The sequence below is a fragment of the Pandoraea terrigena genome, assembly GCF_902459705.1.
In the GTDB taxonomy this organism is placed as follows: domain Bacteria; phylum Pseudomonadota; class Gammaproteobacteria; order Burkholderiales; family Burkholderiaceae; genus Pandoraea; species Pandoraea terrigena.
On sequence record NZ_CABPRU010000001.1, the window covers coordinates 66,494 to 82,874 of the forward strand.

At 60.9% G+C, this 16,381-nt stretch carries 12 protein-coding genes and 1 pseudogene; 6 read left to right on the forward strand and 7 right to left on the reverse strand.

Going from position 1 to position 16,381, the window contains the following annotated elements; genetic code table 11:
• Positions 1-208: 208 nt before the first annotated feature.
• The 5 genes and pseudogenes from mnmE to rpmH all read right to left on the reverse strand — a co-directional run bounded on the left by mnmE (position 209) and on the right by rpmH (position 4,460).
• Positions 209-1,603 carry a tRNA uridine-5-carboxymethylaminomethyl(34) synthesis GTPase MnmE gene (mnmE, locus tag PTE31013_RS00260; protein ID WP_150610845.1) on the reverse strand — a complete coding sequence of 465 codons (1,395 nt, stop codon included), beginning with the start codon at positions 1,601-1,603 and terminating at the stop codon, positions 209-211.
• A gap of 109 nt (positions 1,604-1,712) precedes the next feature.
• Positions 1,713-3,368, reverse strand: coding sequence for a membrane protein insertase YidC (yidC, locus tag PTE31013_RS00265; RefSeq protein ID WP_150610846.1), 1,656 nt, complete (start codon positions 3,366-3,368; stop codon positions 1,713-1,715).
• Positions 3,369-3,539: 171 nt separating this feature from the next.
• Positions 3,540-3,749, reverse strand: a pseudogene (yidD, locus tag PTE31013_RS25330) (membrane protein insertion efficiency factor YidD); the annotation flags it as partial.
• A gap of 14 nt (positions 3,750-3,763) precedes the next feature.
• Positions 3,764-4,264, reverse strand: a complete 501-nt coding sequence (gene rnpA, locus PTE31013_RS00275) for a ribonuclease P protein component (protein ID WP_150610848.1) — start codon at positions 4,262-4,264, stop codon at positions 3,764-3,766.
• 61 nt (positions 4,265-4,325) lie between these two features.
• Positions 4,326-4,460, reverse strand: a complete 135-nt coding sequence (rpmH, locus tag PTE31013_RS00280; RefSeq protein ID WP_010806664.1) for a 50S ribosomal protein L34 — start codon at positions 4,458-4,460, stop codon at positions 4,326-4,328.
• A gap of 436 nt (positions 4,461-4,896) precedes the next feature.
• On the opposite strand from rpmH, the gene PTE31013_RS24680 reads away from it, so the two are divergent.
• From PTE31013_RS24680 to PTE31013_RS00305, 6 genes are all read left to right on the forward strand, one after another.
• Positions 4,897-5,115 carry a hypothetical protein gene (locus tag PTE31013_RS24680; RefSeq protein ID WP_174978380.1) on the forward strand — a complete coding sequence of 73 codons (219 nt, stop codon included), beginning with the start codon at positions 4,897-4,899 and terminating at the stop codon, positions 5,113-5,115.
• A gap of 162 nt (positions 5,116-5,277) precedes the next feature.
• Positions 5,278-6,813 (forward strand): chromosomal replication initiator protein DnaA, encoded by a 1,536-nt coding sequence (dnaA, locus tag PTE31013_RS00285; protein WP_150610849.1) that lies wholly within the window; start codon positions 5,278-5,280, stop codon positions 6,811-6,813.
• Positions 6,814-7,053: 240 nt separating this feature from the next.
• Positions 7,054-8,160 (forward strand): DNA polymerase III subunit beta, encoded by a 1,107-nt coding sequence (dnaN, locus tag PTE31013_RS00290; RefSeq protein WP_150610850.1) that lies wholly within the window; start codon positions 7,054-7,056, stop codon positions 8,158-8,160.
• Positions 8,161-8,338: 178 nt separating this feature from the next.
• Positions 8,339-10,816 (forward strand): DNA topoisomerase (ATP-hydrolyzing) subunit B, encoded by a 2,478-nt coding sequence (gyrB, locus tag PTE31013_RS00295; RefSeq protein ID WP_150610851.1) that lies wholly within the window; start codon positions 8,339-8,341, stop codon positions 10,814-10,816.
• A 783-nt stretch (positions 10,817-11,599) separates the two neighbouring features.
• Positions 11,600-12,388: a hypothetical protein gene (locus PTE31013_RS00300; RefSeq protein WP_150610852.1), complete on the forward strand. Its 789-nt coding sequence runs from the start codon at positions 11,600-11,602 to the stop codon at positions 12,386-12,388.
• Between the two features lie 126 nt (positions 12,389-12,514).
• On the forward strand, positions 12,515-12,796 hold the full coding sequence (locus PTE31013_RS00305) for a hypothetical protein (RefSeq protein ID WP_174978381.1): 282 nt from the start codon (positions 12,515-12,517) through the stop codon (positions 12,794-12,796).
• Between the two features lie 441 nt (positions 12,797-13,237).
• Here the strand turns inward: PTE31013_RS00305 and PTE31013_RS00310 are convergent, their stop codons facing one another.
• A complete protein-coding gene (locus PTE31013_RS00310) occupies positions 13,238-14,710 on the reverse strand; it encodes an NAD-dependent succinate-semialdehyde dehydrogenase (RefSeq protein ID WP_150610854.1) in 1,473 nt (490 codons plus the stop codon).
• 77 nt (positions 14,711-14,787) lie between these two features.
• Positions 14,788-16,167: an aspartate aminotransferase family protein gene (locus PTE31013_RS00315; protein ID WP_150610855.1), complete on the reverse strand. Its 1,380-nt coding sequence runs from the start codon at positions 16,165-16,167 to the stop codon at positions 14,788-14,790.
• Positions 16,168-16,381 lie beyond the last annotated feature (214 nt).

A 16,381-nucleotide genomic window follows, 5' to 3' on the forward strand; every position in this document is an offset into this window, starting at 1 on the left:
GCGCGGTGGATTCCGCCTTGCGTAGGCGCGTCGTCAACGAGGGAAATGTGACCCGATGAGACGCAACGCTGCCCTGGAGTCGATGATTTCGAGTCTAGGCCTGTCCCCCTGGCGGAGCAATTACAGCGCCTGTGAGAAGTGTTTCAAAGCATTACGCTTTCTGAGGAACGGCACGAAGATTGGCGGTTCTCGCAACGCGCAGTGTCCATCACTTCCCAATACAAAACCGACTGAAAATCACCCCGAGCAGATCGTCCGACGTGAACTCACCGGTGATCGTGCTGAGTTGCTCCTGCGCGAGGCGCAACTCCTCGGCAAAGAGATCGAGCGCACTCGCGTTCCGGCGCGCATGCGCGTCTGCCATCTCAATATGTTCGCGTGCGGCGCGCAGTGCCGACAGATGTCGTTCGCGTGCCAGGAACACCCCTTCGTTGCCCGCCTGCCAACCGGCAATCTTGAGCAGCTCCGCGCGCAGCAGATCGACCCCCTGCCCGCCCTTTGCCGATAAGCGTACACCAAGCGGCGCCGCGCCCTCTTTCGGTAACACCGTCGCCGGCTCACCCGCCAGATCCGTCTTGTTGTACACACGCACGATGGGCACGTGCTTTGGCAACTGTTTCGCGATGACCTCGTCTTCCGGTGTCATGCCGGTGCGCGTGTCGAGCAGATGCAGCACGGCGTCCGCCTTCGCGATCTCGCTCCAGCTACGCGCAACGCCGATGCGCTCCACTTCATCCTCCGTTTCGCGCAAGCCCGCCGTGTCGATGATGTGCAGGGGAATGCCGTCGATCTGAATCGTCTGCTGCACCTTGTCGCGCGTGGTTCCGGCGATCGGCGTGACAATGGCCAGCTCCGCGCCGGCCAGGGCGTTGAGCAACGACGACTTGCCGACGTTCGGCTGCCCCGCCAGCACCACATTGATCCCCTCGCGCAGCAACGCGCCCTGTCGCGCTTGCGACAGCACGCGCGCCAGTTGCGTGCGAATCCGCTCGAGTTGGCCGAAGGCGTCGGCCGCCTCCAGAAAATCGATTTCCTCTTCCGGGAAGTCCAGCGTCGCCTCGACCAGCATGCGCAGATGAATCACCAGATCCACCAGCGAATGAATTTCGCGCGAAAACGCCCCGTCGAGCGATCGGCTTGCCGAGCGGGCAGCGGCCTCGGTACTCGCTTCGATCAGATCGGCCACCGCTTCCGCTTGCGCGAGATCGAGCTTGTCGTTCAGAAACGCGCGATGCGTAAATTCGCCTGGCGTCGCCAGGCGCACGCCCAGCGTCCCCCCTTCGTCGAGACATCGCTGCAACAGCAGTTGCAACACGATCGGTCCGCCGTGGCCCTGCAACTCCAGCACGTCCTCCCCCGTGTACGAATTTGGACCGGGGAAGTACAGCGCGATGCCGCGATCCAGCACCTCGCCGGTGGCATCGAGAAACGGCAGGTACGACGCATGACGCGGCTTGAGCGGCTGCCCGACCAGACGCGCGATCACACGCTGCACGGCGTCGCCGCGATGCTTGCCGAAGGACACCCGCACCACGCCGATCCCGCCGCGTCCTGGGGCGGTGGCAATGGCGGCAATCGGGACGGCGGAGACAGTGGCGCTCATGGCACGGTTTCTTTGAAAAACAGAGGCTTATTTTGACATGCACCAAACAAAACCGCCCGCGAGAGACTCGCGGGCGGCTGTGTCAGTCAGACGGTCAGACCCGAAAACGTCAGGCCGCCTTCTTTTCCTTCTTGGTGCCGAGCATTCGATTGATCGACCATTGCTGCGCAATCGACAACGAATTGTTGACCACGTAGTACAGCACCAGGCCCGAGGGCAGGAAGAGGAACATGAACGAGAAGATGAGCGGCATGAACATCATCATCTTGGCCTGCATCGGATCCGGCGGCGTCGGGTTCAAACGCGTCTGGATGAACATCGACACGGCCATCAGCACCGGCAGGATGTAATACGGATCCTGCGTCGAGAGGTCATGAATCCAGCCCAGCCAAGGCGCGCCGCGCATTTCCACCGACGAGAGCAGCACCCAGTACAGGGCGATGAACACGGGAATCTGGATCACGATCGGAATACAGCCGCCGAACGGATTGACCTTCTCGGTCTTGTACAGCTCCATCAGGGCCGCGTTCATCTTCTGCGGATCGCTCTTGTAGCGTTCGCGCAGTGCCTGCATCCGCGGCGTGATTTCCTTCATGCGCGCCATCGACTTGTAGCTCGCGGCCGACAGTGGGAAGAACACCAGCTTGATGATCACGGTCACGGCAATGATCGCCCAACCCCAGTTGCCGATCAGCCCATGCAGCTTCGAGAGCAGCCAGAACAGCGGCTTGGCGAGGATCGTGAAGTAACCGTAGTCCTTCGTCAGCTCCAGGCCGGGCGCAATCTGCTCGAGCATGTGCTCTTCCTGCGGACCGGCGAACAAACGCGCATCGACCGTCTCGCTGCCACCGGCCGGAATGCTCGCGAGCGGTTCTTTCACACCCACGCGATACAGACCGTTGTCCAGCTTGCCGATGTAGTTGTCGCGCTTGGCGCCTTCCTTCGGAATCCAGGCCGTGGCGAAGTAATGCTGCACCATGCCGATCCAGCCATCGCTCGACTGCTTGACGTACTTCGCCTTGTCCTTGTCGATGTCGCTGAACGTGATCTTCTGGAACTTCTCGTCGCTGCTGTAGACCGTCGGGCCCGTGAACGTGTGCGAGAACTTCGCGCCGCTGATCTCACGGCCGTCGCGCACCAGTTCCATGTACAGCGTCGGCTGGATGGCGGCGTCGGACTTGTTGACGATCGTGTTCGACACGTCGATCACGTAGCTGCCGCGATGGAACGTGTAAGCACGCACCAACTGCAGGCCGCCCTTGACCGGCGATTCGAACTTCACGGTCAGTGTGTCGCCCGTCATCGTGGTCGGGCCCGGCACCTGCGTGAAGATGTCGTTGTGGTTCGGGAAGTCGCCGCCGATCAAACCCGTGCGAGCGTAATACTGCTGGCTCGGCGTATTGTCGAACAACACCACATGCTTGTCGGCTTCCGTGGCGTCGGGCCATTGCTTGAGCGCCAGGAACGACACGGTGCCGCCTTGCGCGCTGATGTCGGCCTCATAGACGTCGGTCGTGATGCGGACATTCTGCGCTGCGGCAGCGGCCGGTGCGTTGCCCGGGGCACTACCCGCCGCGGCGGCCGCGTTGGCACCTTGCGGCAGGTCGTTGGCCGGCGTCGGACTTCCGCCCTTGGCGGCCGGGGTGGAGACCTCGGGCGTCGGGAAGAACAGCGACGAATGGCCATTGGCGCGTTGCCAGTTGTCGAAAAGCATCACGACAGACAGCGCGAAAATGACCCAGAGTACGGTGCGTTTGATGTCCATGCGGTAACTCGTGGTGGACGAAACTCAGGAATGGCCCGGCGCGCGGCGCGTGACTGCCGAAGCGGCCGCAGGCCCGGACGAGACCGTCTGCTTGGCTCGCGACGCATCGTTTCCGGCGGCCGTATCGGTGCCTTGGACGGTGTTATCGGGAGCGTGACAGACGTGTCGAGCCGGCGGTACGGGATCGAAACCGCCGGGGTGAAACGGATGACAGCGACATAGACGCCGGGCCGCGAGATAAGTGCCGTAACCGGCACCGTGTTCGACGATGGCCTCGCGCGCGTAGTCGGAGCAGCTCGGATGGAAGCGGCAACGGTTCCCCAGCCAGGGACTGATCACCAGCTTATAACCGCGCAGGAGCAACAACAGCACGCTTCGCATCTCGATTCCGCCTGTCAGTCCGGCCGAGGTGGCCGGGTGGGCGGCGCATGCCCGGGGTCGGGCGCTACCGTGTAGGACTCACTACCTTCCGTCTTGGCGTCGGCCGTGCGGCGCTTGCGGGCGGCTTTTTCTGCCGCGTCGAAGAGCTGCGCGAATTCCGCCTGGCACAGTGTGTTCAACACTGGCGCGGCCGCTGCCGTGTACGTTCCCTTGTCGAAGCGACGCGTCAGCCGGAGCACGAAGTCCCAGCCGGCCAGCGCGGCGCGGCGCTGACGGAACATCTCGCGCGCCTGACGCTTGATCAGGTTGCGCGTGACCGCGCGGGGCGCGTGCTTCTTACCGACAACAATGCCGATGCGGCCCTCATGAGGCATGGCATCGACAGGGGCGGCCGGCGCAGTTTCGCGCCAGCGCATGTACAAGACGAAATGCGCGCTGCGACGCAAAGGACGCAAACTAAAAACGGATGAAAACTCATCCGTTTTGAGAAGTCGCGCAGCTTTGGGAAACCCCATTGCCGGGACTTCGCGCCTTGCGGATTTGACGCGCAAACCGCGGTACGACCGAGAACCGCGATTAGACGGCCAGGCGCTTGCGGCCCTTGGCGCGACGAGCCGCGATGACCTTGCGGCCGCCACGGGTCTTCATGCGAACCAGGAAGCCATGGGTGCGCTTGCGGCGCGTCACGGAAGGCTGAAAAGTACGTTTCATGATGCACTCACTGTGTGAAAAAATTCCCGCGCAGCAGCATCGTGAAACGCCACATGGACACCGTGAAAACCTGCGAATTCAAGGACTTTCACGCTCGGTCCAGCCGTCGGGAGTTGGATAGGAATCCGGTTATCTTTCTAACGAACCCGCTATTTAATCGGCTTTTCCGTTGTGTGTCAATAGGTTAGCCATCACCCGCAACGCGTCGCTGCGTGACCGGTGCTGCCATTGGCGTGGATCCGCCAGTCTGCGGCCTTCCGGCGGCGGGGGATGGCAGCCATCGCCGCAAACATCGATTTCTGCCAATAGGGAAACACCTGACGAGGAAGATATTCAGGCGGTCGCGGCAAATCATCGTCGTTGCCAGGGATTTGCGCAGGCTTCGTGCGAAGTCAGGCGGGTTAACGCGGTACGTCCGCCCGGAGATCCCGGTGCTGTGGGCATTCCTGTGGATAACTCGCTTTGCCAACGCTTTGGCGGTAAAATCCCCCATCATTTTTTTTCCCAGCAGAGCACCGGTGACGCCGCCATGTGGACAGCGCGCCGGGTTTTGTCGTCTGCGCGCGCCGAAACCGGCCGAACGCGCGAGGCAAAGCCCGAACGCAGCGCCATGGTTCGTGCGTTCCCGGGCGCCTGCAATGCGCCGCCGATCTGACTCGATCCCGGCCGGTTGTCCCCGTCCGAGCGCTGCTCGGGAACGGTCGCACTGGCTTGGTTTATGCCGTTCTGCCCCCATCTTTGAGGTATCCGATAGTGGGCGGCAAGAGCGACGGCTAAACGTGTCGGACGAGCCCCGCGCCACTTGGATACACCCTGCATGAACGACTTCTGGCAACACTGCGCGACACGTCTCGAACAAGAGCTGACGCCCCAGCAATTCCGCACCTGGATCAAACCGCTGGCGCCGCTCGACTTCGACGAACAGGCGCGCACGCTCAAGATCGGCGCGCCCAATCGGTTCAAGCTGGATTGGGTGAAGAGCCAGTTCTCCGGGCGAATCCAGAGCATGGCGGCGGACTTCTGGAATGCGCCGATCGAAGTGACGTTCGTGCTCGATCCCAAGGCCGGCATGCGTGTGCCCTCGTCCACCCCGGCCCCAACGCCTGCGCCGAGCGTGGCGCCTGCTCAGGCGCCCGCCGCTGGTGGCGCGCGCGCGAATGCGGCCGTCGCTGCGACACAGGCTGCCACCAACGGCGCCCATGGTGCCGACGCCATGTCGCTCGATGGCGAACGGCCCAATCTGGAAGCCAGCGAAGCGGACGCGGTGCGCCGCAATTGGCGGGTGACGCCGCAAGAGCCGGTGCAACTGGGAGAAGTCGAGTCGATCTACGAGCGCTCGAAGCTCAATCCCGTGCTGACCTTCGACAATTTCGTCACGGGTAAGTCGAACCAGCTCGCGCGCGCTGCGGCGATCCAGGTCGCGAACAATCCTGGCACGTCGTACAACCCGTTGTTTCTCTACGGCGGCGTCGGCCTGGGCAAAACGCACTTGATTCACGCCATCGGGAACCAGTTGCTGGCCGAGAAGCAGAATCCGCGCATCCGCTACATCCACGCCGAGCAATATGTGTCCGACGTAGTCAAGGCTTACCAGCGCAAGGCGTTCGATGAGTTCAAGCGCTATTACCACTCGCTCGACCTGCTGCTGATCGACGATATTCAATTCTTCTCGGGCAAGAGCCGTACGCAGGAAGAATTCTTCTACGCGTTCGAGGCGCTCATCGCGAACCGTGCGCAGGTGATCATCACGAGCGACACGTATCCGAAGGAGATCACTGGCATTGACGATCGGTTGATTTCGCGCTTCGATTCCGGCTTGACGGTGGCCATCGAGCCGCCCGAGCTGGAAATGCGCGTGGCCATTTTGATCAAGAAGGCGCAGGTCGAGGGCGTGGGGTTGTCGGAGGACGTGGCGTTCTTCGTCGGCAAGCATCTGCGCTCGAACGTGCGTGAGCTGGAAGGCGCGCTGCGCAAAATCCTCGCCTACTCGAAGTTCCATGGTCGCGAGATCACCATCGAACTGACGAAAGAAGCGCTGAAAGATCTGCTGACGGTTCAGAATCGTCAGATTTCTGTCGAAAACATTCAAAAGACCGTGGCCGATTTCTACAATATCAAGGTTGCGGACATGTATTCGAAGAAGCGGCCGGCCAATATTGCGCGGCCGCGGCAGATCGCCATGTATCTGGCGAAGGAGCTGACGCAGAAAAGTCTGCCGGAAATCGGCGAACTGTTCGGCGGACGCGACCATACGACGGTGCTGCACGCGGTACGCAAGATTGCGGAAGAGCGCAGCAAGGATGCACAGCTCAACCATGAGTTGCATGTGCTGGAGCAGACGCTCAAGGGGTGAAGCCGGGCGGATGTGCGGGGCGGCGGGCGGGGTAGCCGGCGTCCCTGTGGATAAGCGGTGGGCGGTTTGGGGGGAACTGGCGTTTTCGGGCACAATAGCGGGTCGGCGCACAAAGCGTCCCCTGATCGTCCACAGCGTTTTCCGCCCTGTTATCCCTTACGCAAGCACTTGATCGATAAGGGAATCGTCGGGTTTTCAGCAGAAACTGGCACCCGTTAACAGTTACTACGAAGGATAAATATGCAATTGGTCAAAACTCAACGAGACAATCTGCTGCGGCCGCTGCAAATTGTGAGCGGCATCGTCGAGCGTCGCCATACGTTGCCGATCCTGGCCAATTTGCTCATTCGCAAGCACGGACAGGACATTTCCTTCCTGTCGACCGACCTTGAGTTGCAGATCACGACTACCGCCGACTGCGGTGCCGGCGCCGAGGATGTGGCGACGACCGTGGCGGCACGCAAGCTGCTCGACATTTTGCGCAACATGCCCGACGCTGAAGTGGCGCTGTCGCTGTCGGACAAGCGTCTGACGGTGCAGGCGGGCAAGAGCCGTTTCCAGTTGCAGACGCTGGCGGCGGAAGATTTCCCGACGGTGGCTGAGGCCAAGGACTACGCCGCGAGCTTTTCGCTGCCGCAGCGTGCGTTCCGCCAATTGTTGGGCATGGTGCACTTTGCGATGGCGCAGCAGGACATCCGTTACTACCTGAACGGCATGCTGCTCGTGGTCGAGGGTGAGAAGATCGAAGCGGTCGCGACGGACGGTCACCGTCTGGCGTACTGCAACACGACGATTGCGGGCGAAACGTTTGCGCGTCAGGAAGTGATCATTCCGCGCAAGACGATTCTCGAGTTGCAGCGTCTGCTCGAGGACATCGACGATCCGGTGAAGATCGACGTGGCGCCGAGCCAGGTCAAGTTCTGTTTTGCGAACGTCGAGCTGGTCTCGAAGTTGGTCGAGGGCAAGTTCCCCGATTTCAATCGGGTGATTCCGAAGGGGTATAACAAGAGCTTCGTCATCAGCCGTGAAGCGCTGCATCGTTCGTTGCAGCGTGCGGCGATCGTGACATCGGACAAGTTCAAGGGTGTGCGCTTCCTGGTGAGCGAAAACCTGTTGAAGATCAGCGCGAACAATACGGAAAACGAAGAAGCGCAGGAAGAAATCGAGATCGATTTCACGGGCGAGTCGGTGGATATCGGTTTTAACGTGACGTACCTGCTCGATGTGTTGTCGAACCTCAAGGTCGAACAGGTGAAGGTAAGTCTGGGCGATGCCAATTCGAGCGCGCTGATCACGTTGCCGGACAACGACGAATTCAAGTATGTCGTGATGCCGATGCGCATTTGAGCGGATATTCCGCCGTACGCGCCGTCACATGCGCGAAGGGGCCGAGCGCCCCTTTGGCGTTTCTAGAGAATTATCCTTTTGCGGGATAAGCCGCCTTCGCGGCGCCAACGGCGCACGGAGTGGGCAGGTCATGAAGCAGTAATTCGTCAGTTAATGACGCAGTAACCGGAAGATTGTCATGAGCGAACAGCAAAAGCAGGCCGATAGCGGCTATGGTGCAGCCTCCATCCAGATCCTTGAAGGTCTGGAGGCTGTGCGCAAGCGTCCCGGCATGTACATTGGTGACACGTCGGACGGCACGGGCCTGCATCACCTGGTCTTCGAGGTGTTGGACAACTCGATCGACGAGGCGCTTGCCGGTTACTGCGACGACATTCACGTGATCATTCACGCGGACAATTCGATTTCCGTGACGGACAACGGTCGCGGCATTCCCACGGGGATCAAGTTCGACGACAAGCACGAGCCGAAGCGTAGCGCGGCGGAAATCGTGATGACGGAACTGCACGCGGGCGGCAAGTTCGACCAGAACAGCTACAAGGTGTCGGGCGGTTTGCACGGTGTGGGCGTGTCGTGCGTGAACGCACTGTCCACGTACCTGAAGCTCACGGTGCGTCGTGATGGCAAGAAGCACTTCATGGAGTTCCATCGGGGCGTGCCGCAGAACCGCGAGCTTGAGGTGGTCGACGGCGTCGAGACGTCGCCGCTGAAGTTTCTGGGGGATACCGACAAGCGCGGTACGGAGGTGCACTTCCTCGCGGACGAAACGATCTTCGGCAAGGTGGAATTCCACTACGACATTCTGGCCAAGCGGATGCGTGAGCTGTCCTTCCTGAACAATGGTGTGCGCATTCGCCTGACGGATCTGCGCACGGGCAAGGAAGACGATTTCGCGTTTGGCGGCGGTGTGAAGGGTTTCGTCGAGTACATCAACAAGTCGAAGTCGGTGCTGCACCCGACGATCTTCCACGTCACGGGCGAGCGCGACGGTATTGGCGTGGAAGTCGCGATGCAGTGGAACGACAGCTACAACGAGACGGTGTTGTGCTTCACGAACAACATTCCGCAGCGTGACGGCGGCGCGCACTTGACGGGTTTGCGTGCGGCGATGACGCGCGTGATCAACAAGTACATTGACGAGAACGAGCTGGCGAAGAAGGCCAAGGTCGAGACGACTGGCGACGACATGCGCGAGGGGTTGACGTGCGTATTGTCGGTGAAGGTGCCGGAGCCGAAGTTCTCGTCGCAGACGAAGGACAAGCTGGTGTCGTCGGAAGTGCGTGCGCCGGTGGAAGAGTACGTGGCGAAGGCGCTTGACGAGTTCCTGCAGGAGACGCCGAACGACGCGAAGATCATTTGCTCGAAGATCGTGGAAGCGGCGCGTGCGCGCGATGCGGCGCGCAAGGCACGGGAGATGACGCGACGCAAGGGCGTGCTTGACGGGGTGGGTCTGCCGGGCAAGCTGGCGGACTGCCAGGAGAAGGATCCGGCGCTGTGCGAGATCTACGTGGTCGAGGGCGACTCGGCAGGCGGATCGGCGAAGCAGGGGCGTGACCGCAAGTTCCAGGCGATTTTGCCGTTGCGCGGCAAGGTGTTGAACGTTGAGAAGGCGCGTTTCGACAAGCTGATTTCGAGCGAGCAGATCGTGACGCTGATTACCGCGTTGGGTTGCGGCATTGGCAAGGACGACTACAACATCGACAAGCTGCGTTATCACCGCATCATCATCATGACTGATGCTGACGTGGACGGCGCGCACATCCGGACGCTGCTGCTGACGTTCTTTTACCGTCAGGTGCCGGAGCTGATCGAGCGGGGTTACGTGTATATCGCGCAGCCGCCGCTGTACAAGGTCAAGCACAACAAGGACGAGCGTTACATCAAGGACGAAGGCGAGCTGGCGCAGTACATGTTGAAGCTGGCGATGAACAATGCCGAGCTGATGCCGTCGACGGGGGCTGCACCGATTGCTGGCGATGCGCTGGGCGAGTTGACGCGCAGCTACCAGTTGGCCGATGGGGTGATCGAGCGTCTTAGCCGGATTTACGAGGCGTCGGTGCTGACGGCGGTGACCGAGGGCGTGGAGATTCATCTGGACAGTGAGGAAGCGGCGAAGCGCACGGCCGAGGCGTTGCAGGCGGCGCTGAGCGACGACCCGTTGGCACCGGAGATCACGATTACGGCGGTGATGGAAGACGTCGAGAATGCGGAGCCGGCGGCGGCATTGCGCGTGGAGCGTCGTCACCATGGCAACGTGAAGCTGACCGTGATCAACCAGGACTTCCTGCAAACGGCGGACTATGCGCAGTTGCAGACGACGGCGGAGACGTTCAAGGGCTTGATCGGTGAAGGGGCGACGATTCGACGTGGCGAGAAGTCACAGTCGGTGTCGAACTTCAAGGCGGCGATGAAGTGGCTGATGGCGGATGCGGAGCGCAATGTCTCGAAGCAGCGCTATAAGGGGCTGGGCGAGATGAACGCGGAGCAACTGTGGGACACCACGATGGATCCGACGGTCCGCCGCCTGCTGCGCGTGCAGATCGAAGACGCGATCGCGGCGGATGGGATCTTCACCACGTTGATGGGTGATGATGTCGAACCGCGTCGCGCGTTTATCGAGTCGAACGCGTTGCGGGCTGGGAATATTGATGTTTGATGGTGTTGTCGGTCGTAGGGTGACAGAGTATGTGCGACTGGCGCCACAGTTTTGCGACTGGACGACTAAGTTAATGCGACTGACCTACCGTCGCGCCGAAGTAGTAGCGTTGTAGCGGGATGGAAACGAGGAAAGGCCTTGATATTCAAGGCCTTTTTCTTTTTCGGCGACTATCTCATGGAAGATGTTGGGGGGGCACGAATTCACCGACGTGTATGTCCAGCATTACCGAGGACCGCTCTCGGCCAACAAGGGACGTCGAGCCTCGCTCGTATGCGTGGGGCTGCATGTTCGCAATGTCCGAATGCTCGAACTTCATTGCCTTCAGTTGGATGGAAAAGAAATTCCAAAGGCTGACGGCAGTTATAGACGTGAGACATTCGAGATACCTAGTTCTGCCGCGATACATCTACCACCCCCGCATCGAATGGCCCTCGATTCTAGATACGATGGACGAACAAGAAGGGTGTGCGTTCAATGGCTCTAAGGACTGGAAAAATTTTTGACAACTCCCCCAGCTTTATCGGCGGTTTGAACTCGCCTCCGTGAGGCTGCGGAATCAATGCGCGAATTGATCCTCATGACTGTCCGCTAACGAGAAAGTGGAAGGTCCCATCTGGGTCGTCATCGTTCGTCGGTGAGCGCAGAAGCCAGCACCGTTCTCGGCCATGTAATACTAATAATCGACAAATAGGACGCCAAACAGGGGGGGGTATGGGATTGCGGTTACCAGAGTACGTAAATTCGATCTCGCTGAACACGGATGATCGACCTGTCGCATTCATGCCATTCGGCTTCATTGCATTTGCGGAAGAGCAACTTGGTAACGGCGATCAGTTTGGCCTCTATTGGCCCATAGGCCAGGAAGGACAGCCACCAATCGTGGCAGAAACTTTCCATGATGAGGGCGCGGTGATGCCAGCGTTCTCAAGCCTCGAAGTATTTCTGTCCCAGGTTGACGAACAGCGCGAAAGCGGTCACCCCGAATTCCCCTCATACGAAGCCGATTGTTTGTCGCCACTCGCGTGCTACGAAGAGGCACGACGTATGTTGCGCAACCGCAACTTCGACGCGGCGGTCCCATTGCTTGAAGCAGCTGTTGCGAAGCTTCCTGAGTACACAAGCGCTCTTGCGCTACTTGCCGCCCAGTACCTGCGTCAGAAAAGAAAGGACGAAGCCTGTCGAATGGCGGCTCGGACAATTATTTCGCCCCCAAGTTTTGGTTCTGGTGAGCAAGTACAGCGCATTTGCAGTTGGCTCTCGAATTTGGACGAAGGACCTGCTGACCTTGTACAAGATCCCATCTGGCAAAGCCGAGCTTCTCTGGCCTCGATCCCGAGCGGAGGAACGAAGGAAAGCGCGGCGTATCCGATACTTGCTGAAGCCATCGATATTTACGCTGCGCGCGGTCACATCGTCACGGCGTTAACGCTCATGCAAACGTACAGCGAACATATGAACTATGAAACCATATCGTTTCAGCAGCGCTACCGGTTCGACTTCCATACACACTGGCAGCGGCAGAGAGAGATGTCCACGAGACTCCCGGACGGTCCTCGCTTTTTGACATAGCTTCAATGGCCTAGATACCCACGACCGGTCGCAATCGGCCAGAAGCGGTCGTTTGCAGTCGGAATTCAAGAGGCGGCCGTTCCTATCCGAGAGGCCCCTGTGGCCAAACCAGCGCGGAGGAAAAATATGGGGATACCCAGTTGGCTGAACGACGCATGTGAGAATACAAACCTTGAATTGGCAAGGATGTTCGCAATCGCGCTGCTCACCGATGAGCCTTACTCTAGAGAAACGCTCTCACGCTGTTATTACTCAATCCAAACAGGGGATGAAGCGCCGAACGTTTCCGAACTCTGGATCGACCACTTCTGGACGGCGATATCAGATATCCATCCTCAGGAATGGAGAAGGGCAACCGGGGCCAGTAAATCCTTCACCCACTTCGTGCATACGAAATGGGGCAAGTGACGCGTGCAAGGATCACTGAGTACTTTCACGTAACGGGAAGTCCGCTTCGGGTCGACTACGGCCGATCGCGATCGTCGCAAAGCGGCCAGTTTCGGTCGTTCGATGCGGCTGTCGCACGGTCGCGCTGATCGAGAATTGGGGCGCGGCGGCAAAGGCGGGGAGTCAGTCCGACGCGTGGTCGCAATTCGTCACTGACGTCAGCGGACGGTTCTTCAAAGGGAGCCGGAAGCAACGAGTGATGGATGCCCTTGTACTCAGCCTCGACATCCTGCCGATGAATCGCCGGGCAGACGCACTGACTGACCGTCGGAATTGCAACGTGTGGCGCGCTATCAGTGCAAAAGTAAAATCTTCACTCAGCAATGAAGGCGCAATTCATCCCTAACGCAAGCCGAGTGCAAGCGCGTCGGAGGCCTCACGGTACGAGGCCTCCTTCGATCATCAATCCAGCTCGCCCTGGCAGACGTACTTGATCGACAGATAGTCGTCGAGCCCATACTTCGAGCCCTCACGTCCATAGCCGGAGGACTTCACGCCACCGAACGGCGCGGCTTCGCTCGAGACAGCGCCTTCGTTCATACCGATGACACCGGCTTCGAGACGCCGTGCCACTCGCTCGGCACGGCGCATGTTCTGCGTGTAGAAGTACGCGGCCAACCCGAACGGCGTGTCGTTGGCGCGTTGAATCACTTCATCCTCGGTGTCGAAACGGAACAGCGAGACCACCGGCCCAAAGGTTTCCTCACGGCTGACGAGCATCTCGTCGTTCACATCGGCCAGCACGGTCGGTGCGAAGTAGTGCGGCCCGAGCGACGGCAGCGTCGTGCCACCGGTCAGCGTGCGGGCGCCATGCGAGAGCGCATCTTCGACGTGACGACTGATCTTCTCCACTGCCCGACGATTGATCATCGGGCCGATCTGCGCCTGTGCATCGCTGGCCGGTGCCACATGCAGCGCACTCACGCGCTGCGACAGCAACTCAGCGAACCGGTCGTAGACACCCGCTTGCACATACACCCGATTCGGGCACACGCACGTTTGTCCGCCATTGCGGAACTTCGACGCCATCAAGCCGGTGACCGCCGCACCGAGATCGGCATCGTCGAACACGATGAACGGCGCATTCCCGCCAAGTTCGAGCGACAGCTTCTTGAGCGTGCCCGCCGATTCGCGCGCGAGATGCACCCCAACCGCAGTCGATCCGGTGAACGTCACCTTGCGCACGCGTTCGTCGGCGAGCCAATCCGCCACGGCGTCAATGCCTCGCGTGCGCGACGCCGTGATCATGTTCAGCACGCCCGGCGGCACTCCGGCTTCGAGCGCCAGCGCCGCGAGGGCGAGCGCCGTGAGTGGCGTGTCTTCGGCGGGCTTTGCAACCACGGTGCAGCCCACGGCCAGCGCCGGGGCAATCTTGCGGGCAATCATCGCGAGCGGGAAATTCCACGGCGTGATGGCGGCGACGACGCCAATGGGCTCCTTCACCGCCGACATGCGCTTGCCGGGCTGTTGTTGCGGAATCAGGTCGCCATAGACACGCGTCGCTTCCCCCGCGAACCAGTCGACGTACGACGCCCCATACGCCACTTCCCCACGCCCCTCCGCCAGCGGCTTGCCTTGTTCGAGCGAGATGATCCGAGCCAGATCGTCGGCGTTCGCAAGAATGAGTGCGTGCCAGCGCTTGAGCACTTCGGCGCGTTCGCGCGGCAGCTTGTCACGCCACGTGGGCAACGCGCGGCAGGCGGCGTCAGTGGCGGCGCGGGCATCGGTGGCCGTACTGTCGGCAACGTCTGCCAGCAACGCATCGCTGGCGGGCTCGTGCACGGCGTAGCGACCGGCATCGCGGGCGTCGATCCATTCGCCGTTGATCAGGTTCTGACGGCGCATCAAATCGGGGCGTGACAGGGAAAGCGACATTCGAACGAATCTCCGGGAAAGCGGGGCAGAAGTTATCGGGCGGAGCCGTGGCGCATCAGCAGATCCATCAGCGGACGTCAACCGCGCAACGCGGCGCGCACATCGGCGGCGTCGAGTACTTCGTCGAGTGTCGTGCGCACGCGGGCGAAGAGTTCGGCGACGTCGTCCGCCGTGTAGCAAAGGGCGGGAGCAAAGCCGAGAATGTTGTCGCCGAACGCGCGGAAGATCACACCGTTCCGATACGCGGCAGCGCCGATCCGCTCGGGGAGCTTTAGCGACGCGTCGAAGCGCTGGCGTGTCGACTTGTCGGCCACGAGTTCGAGCGCACCGAGCAGACCGCGATGACGGGAGTCGCCGACCAGCGGGTGGTCGAGGAAGGCATCCAGACCGTCGGCGAATGCCTTTGCCTGTGCCTGACCGTTCGCGAGCAAGCCGCCTTCGTCATAGAGCTTCAGGCAAGCCAGACCGATGGCCGCACTTACTGGATGAGCCGAGTACGTCTGTCCATGACCGACGGGCGTGCCGCGCGCGGCATCGGCTATGGCCTGATAGATGGCGTCGGACATCAGCACGGCGCCCATCGGCGCATAACCGGCGGTCAGCCCCTTGGCCAGCGTCATCAGATCGGGCGAGACGTCTTCCGCTTCGCAGGCGAACATCGGCCCGGTGCGACCGAATCCGGTGATGACTTCGTCGGCGACGAACAGAACGTCGAGCTTTTTGCAGGCGTCTCGCATGGCGCGCAGCCAGCCCTTGGGCGGCACGATCACGCCCCCGGAGCCTTGCACAGGTTCGCAGAAAAACGCGGCGACATGCTCGGCCCCCAACTCGCCGACCTTGGCTTCGAGCGCGGCGACCGACGCGGCAATGATGGCCTGCGGATCGTTGGGCGTGGCGCTGCGATAGGGATAGGGCGATGCGATGTGATGCTGTGTCGGCAACGGCAGATCGAAGTTGTGGTGAAACGCAGGCAGGGCGGTGAGTCCTGCGCCAGTCGACGACGAGCCATGATATCCACGCTCCAGCGCGATGAAATGCTTCTTCGACGGCTTGCCGATGGCATTGTAGTAATGGGTGATGAAGCGAACGGCGGCGTCGACGGCGTCCGACCCGCCAAGCGTGAAATACACGTGCTGCAACGACGGCGGCGCGAATTCCACGAGCTTCTGCGCCAGCGTGATGGCGGGTGCCGAAGCGAAGCCGAAATAGCCCGTGGCATAGGGCAGCCGGTTCAACTGCTCGGTGGCGGCCTTGACGATAGACGCCTGCCCGTAGCCGGTATTCACGCACCACAGCCCGGCAAAACCGTCGAGCAGCGCGTGTCCATTGGCATCGTGCAGCCAGGCCCCGTTGCCGCTGGTAAGCACCGTCGCCCCCCGCGCCTCATGCGCGCGGTAGTCGGCTACAGGATGGATCAGGAACTGGCGATCGGCCTCAATCAGCGATTCGATGGACATGCGCGGCACCTCGGGAGGATGGGAGTGGAGAAGTGGCCCCTGAGTCCCCCCAGAACAGGCCACCGTGTCATCCCATTAAAGCTGTGCCGAAAAGGGAGGTCATCCTACGAACCGATGGAGAGGGCGCGCGATGTGTCCTGCGATGTGCACGGTATTGCGACGTGCGGCGGAGCGTTCCGGTTGTCCGCGCAGCACGTCATCCATGATCCATGGC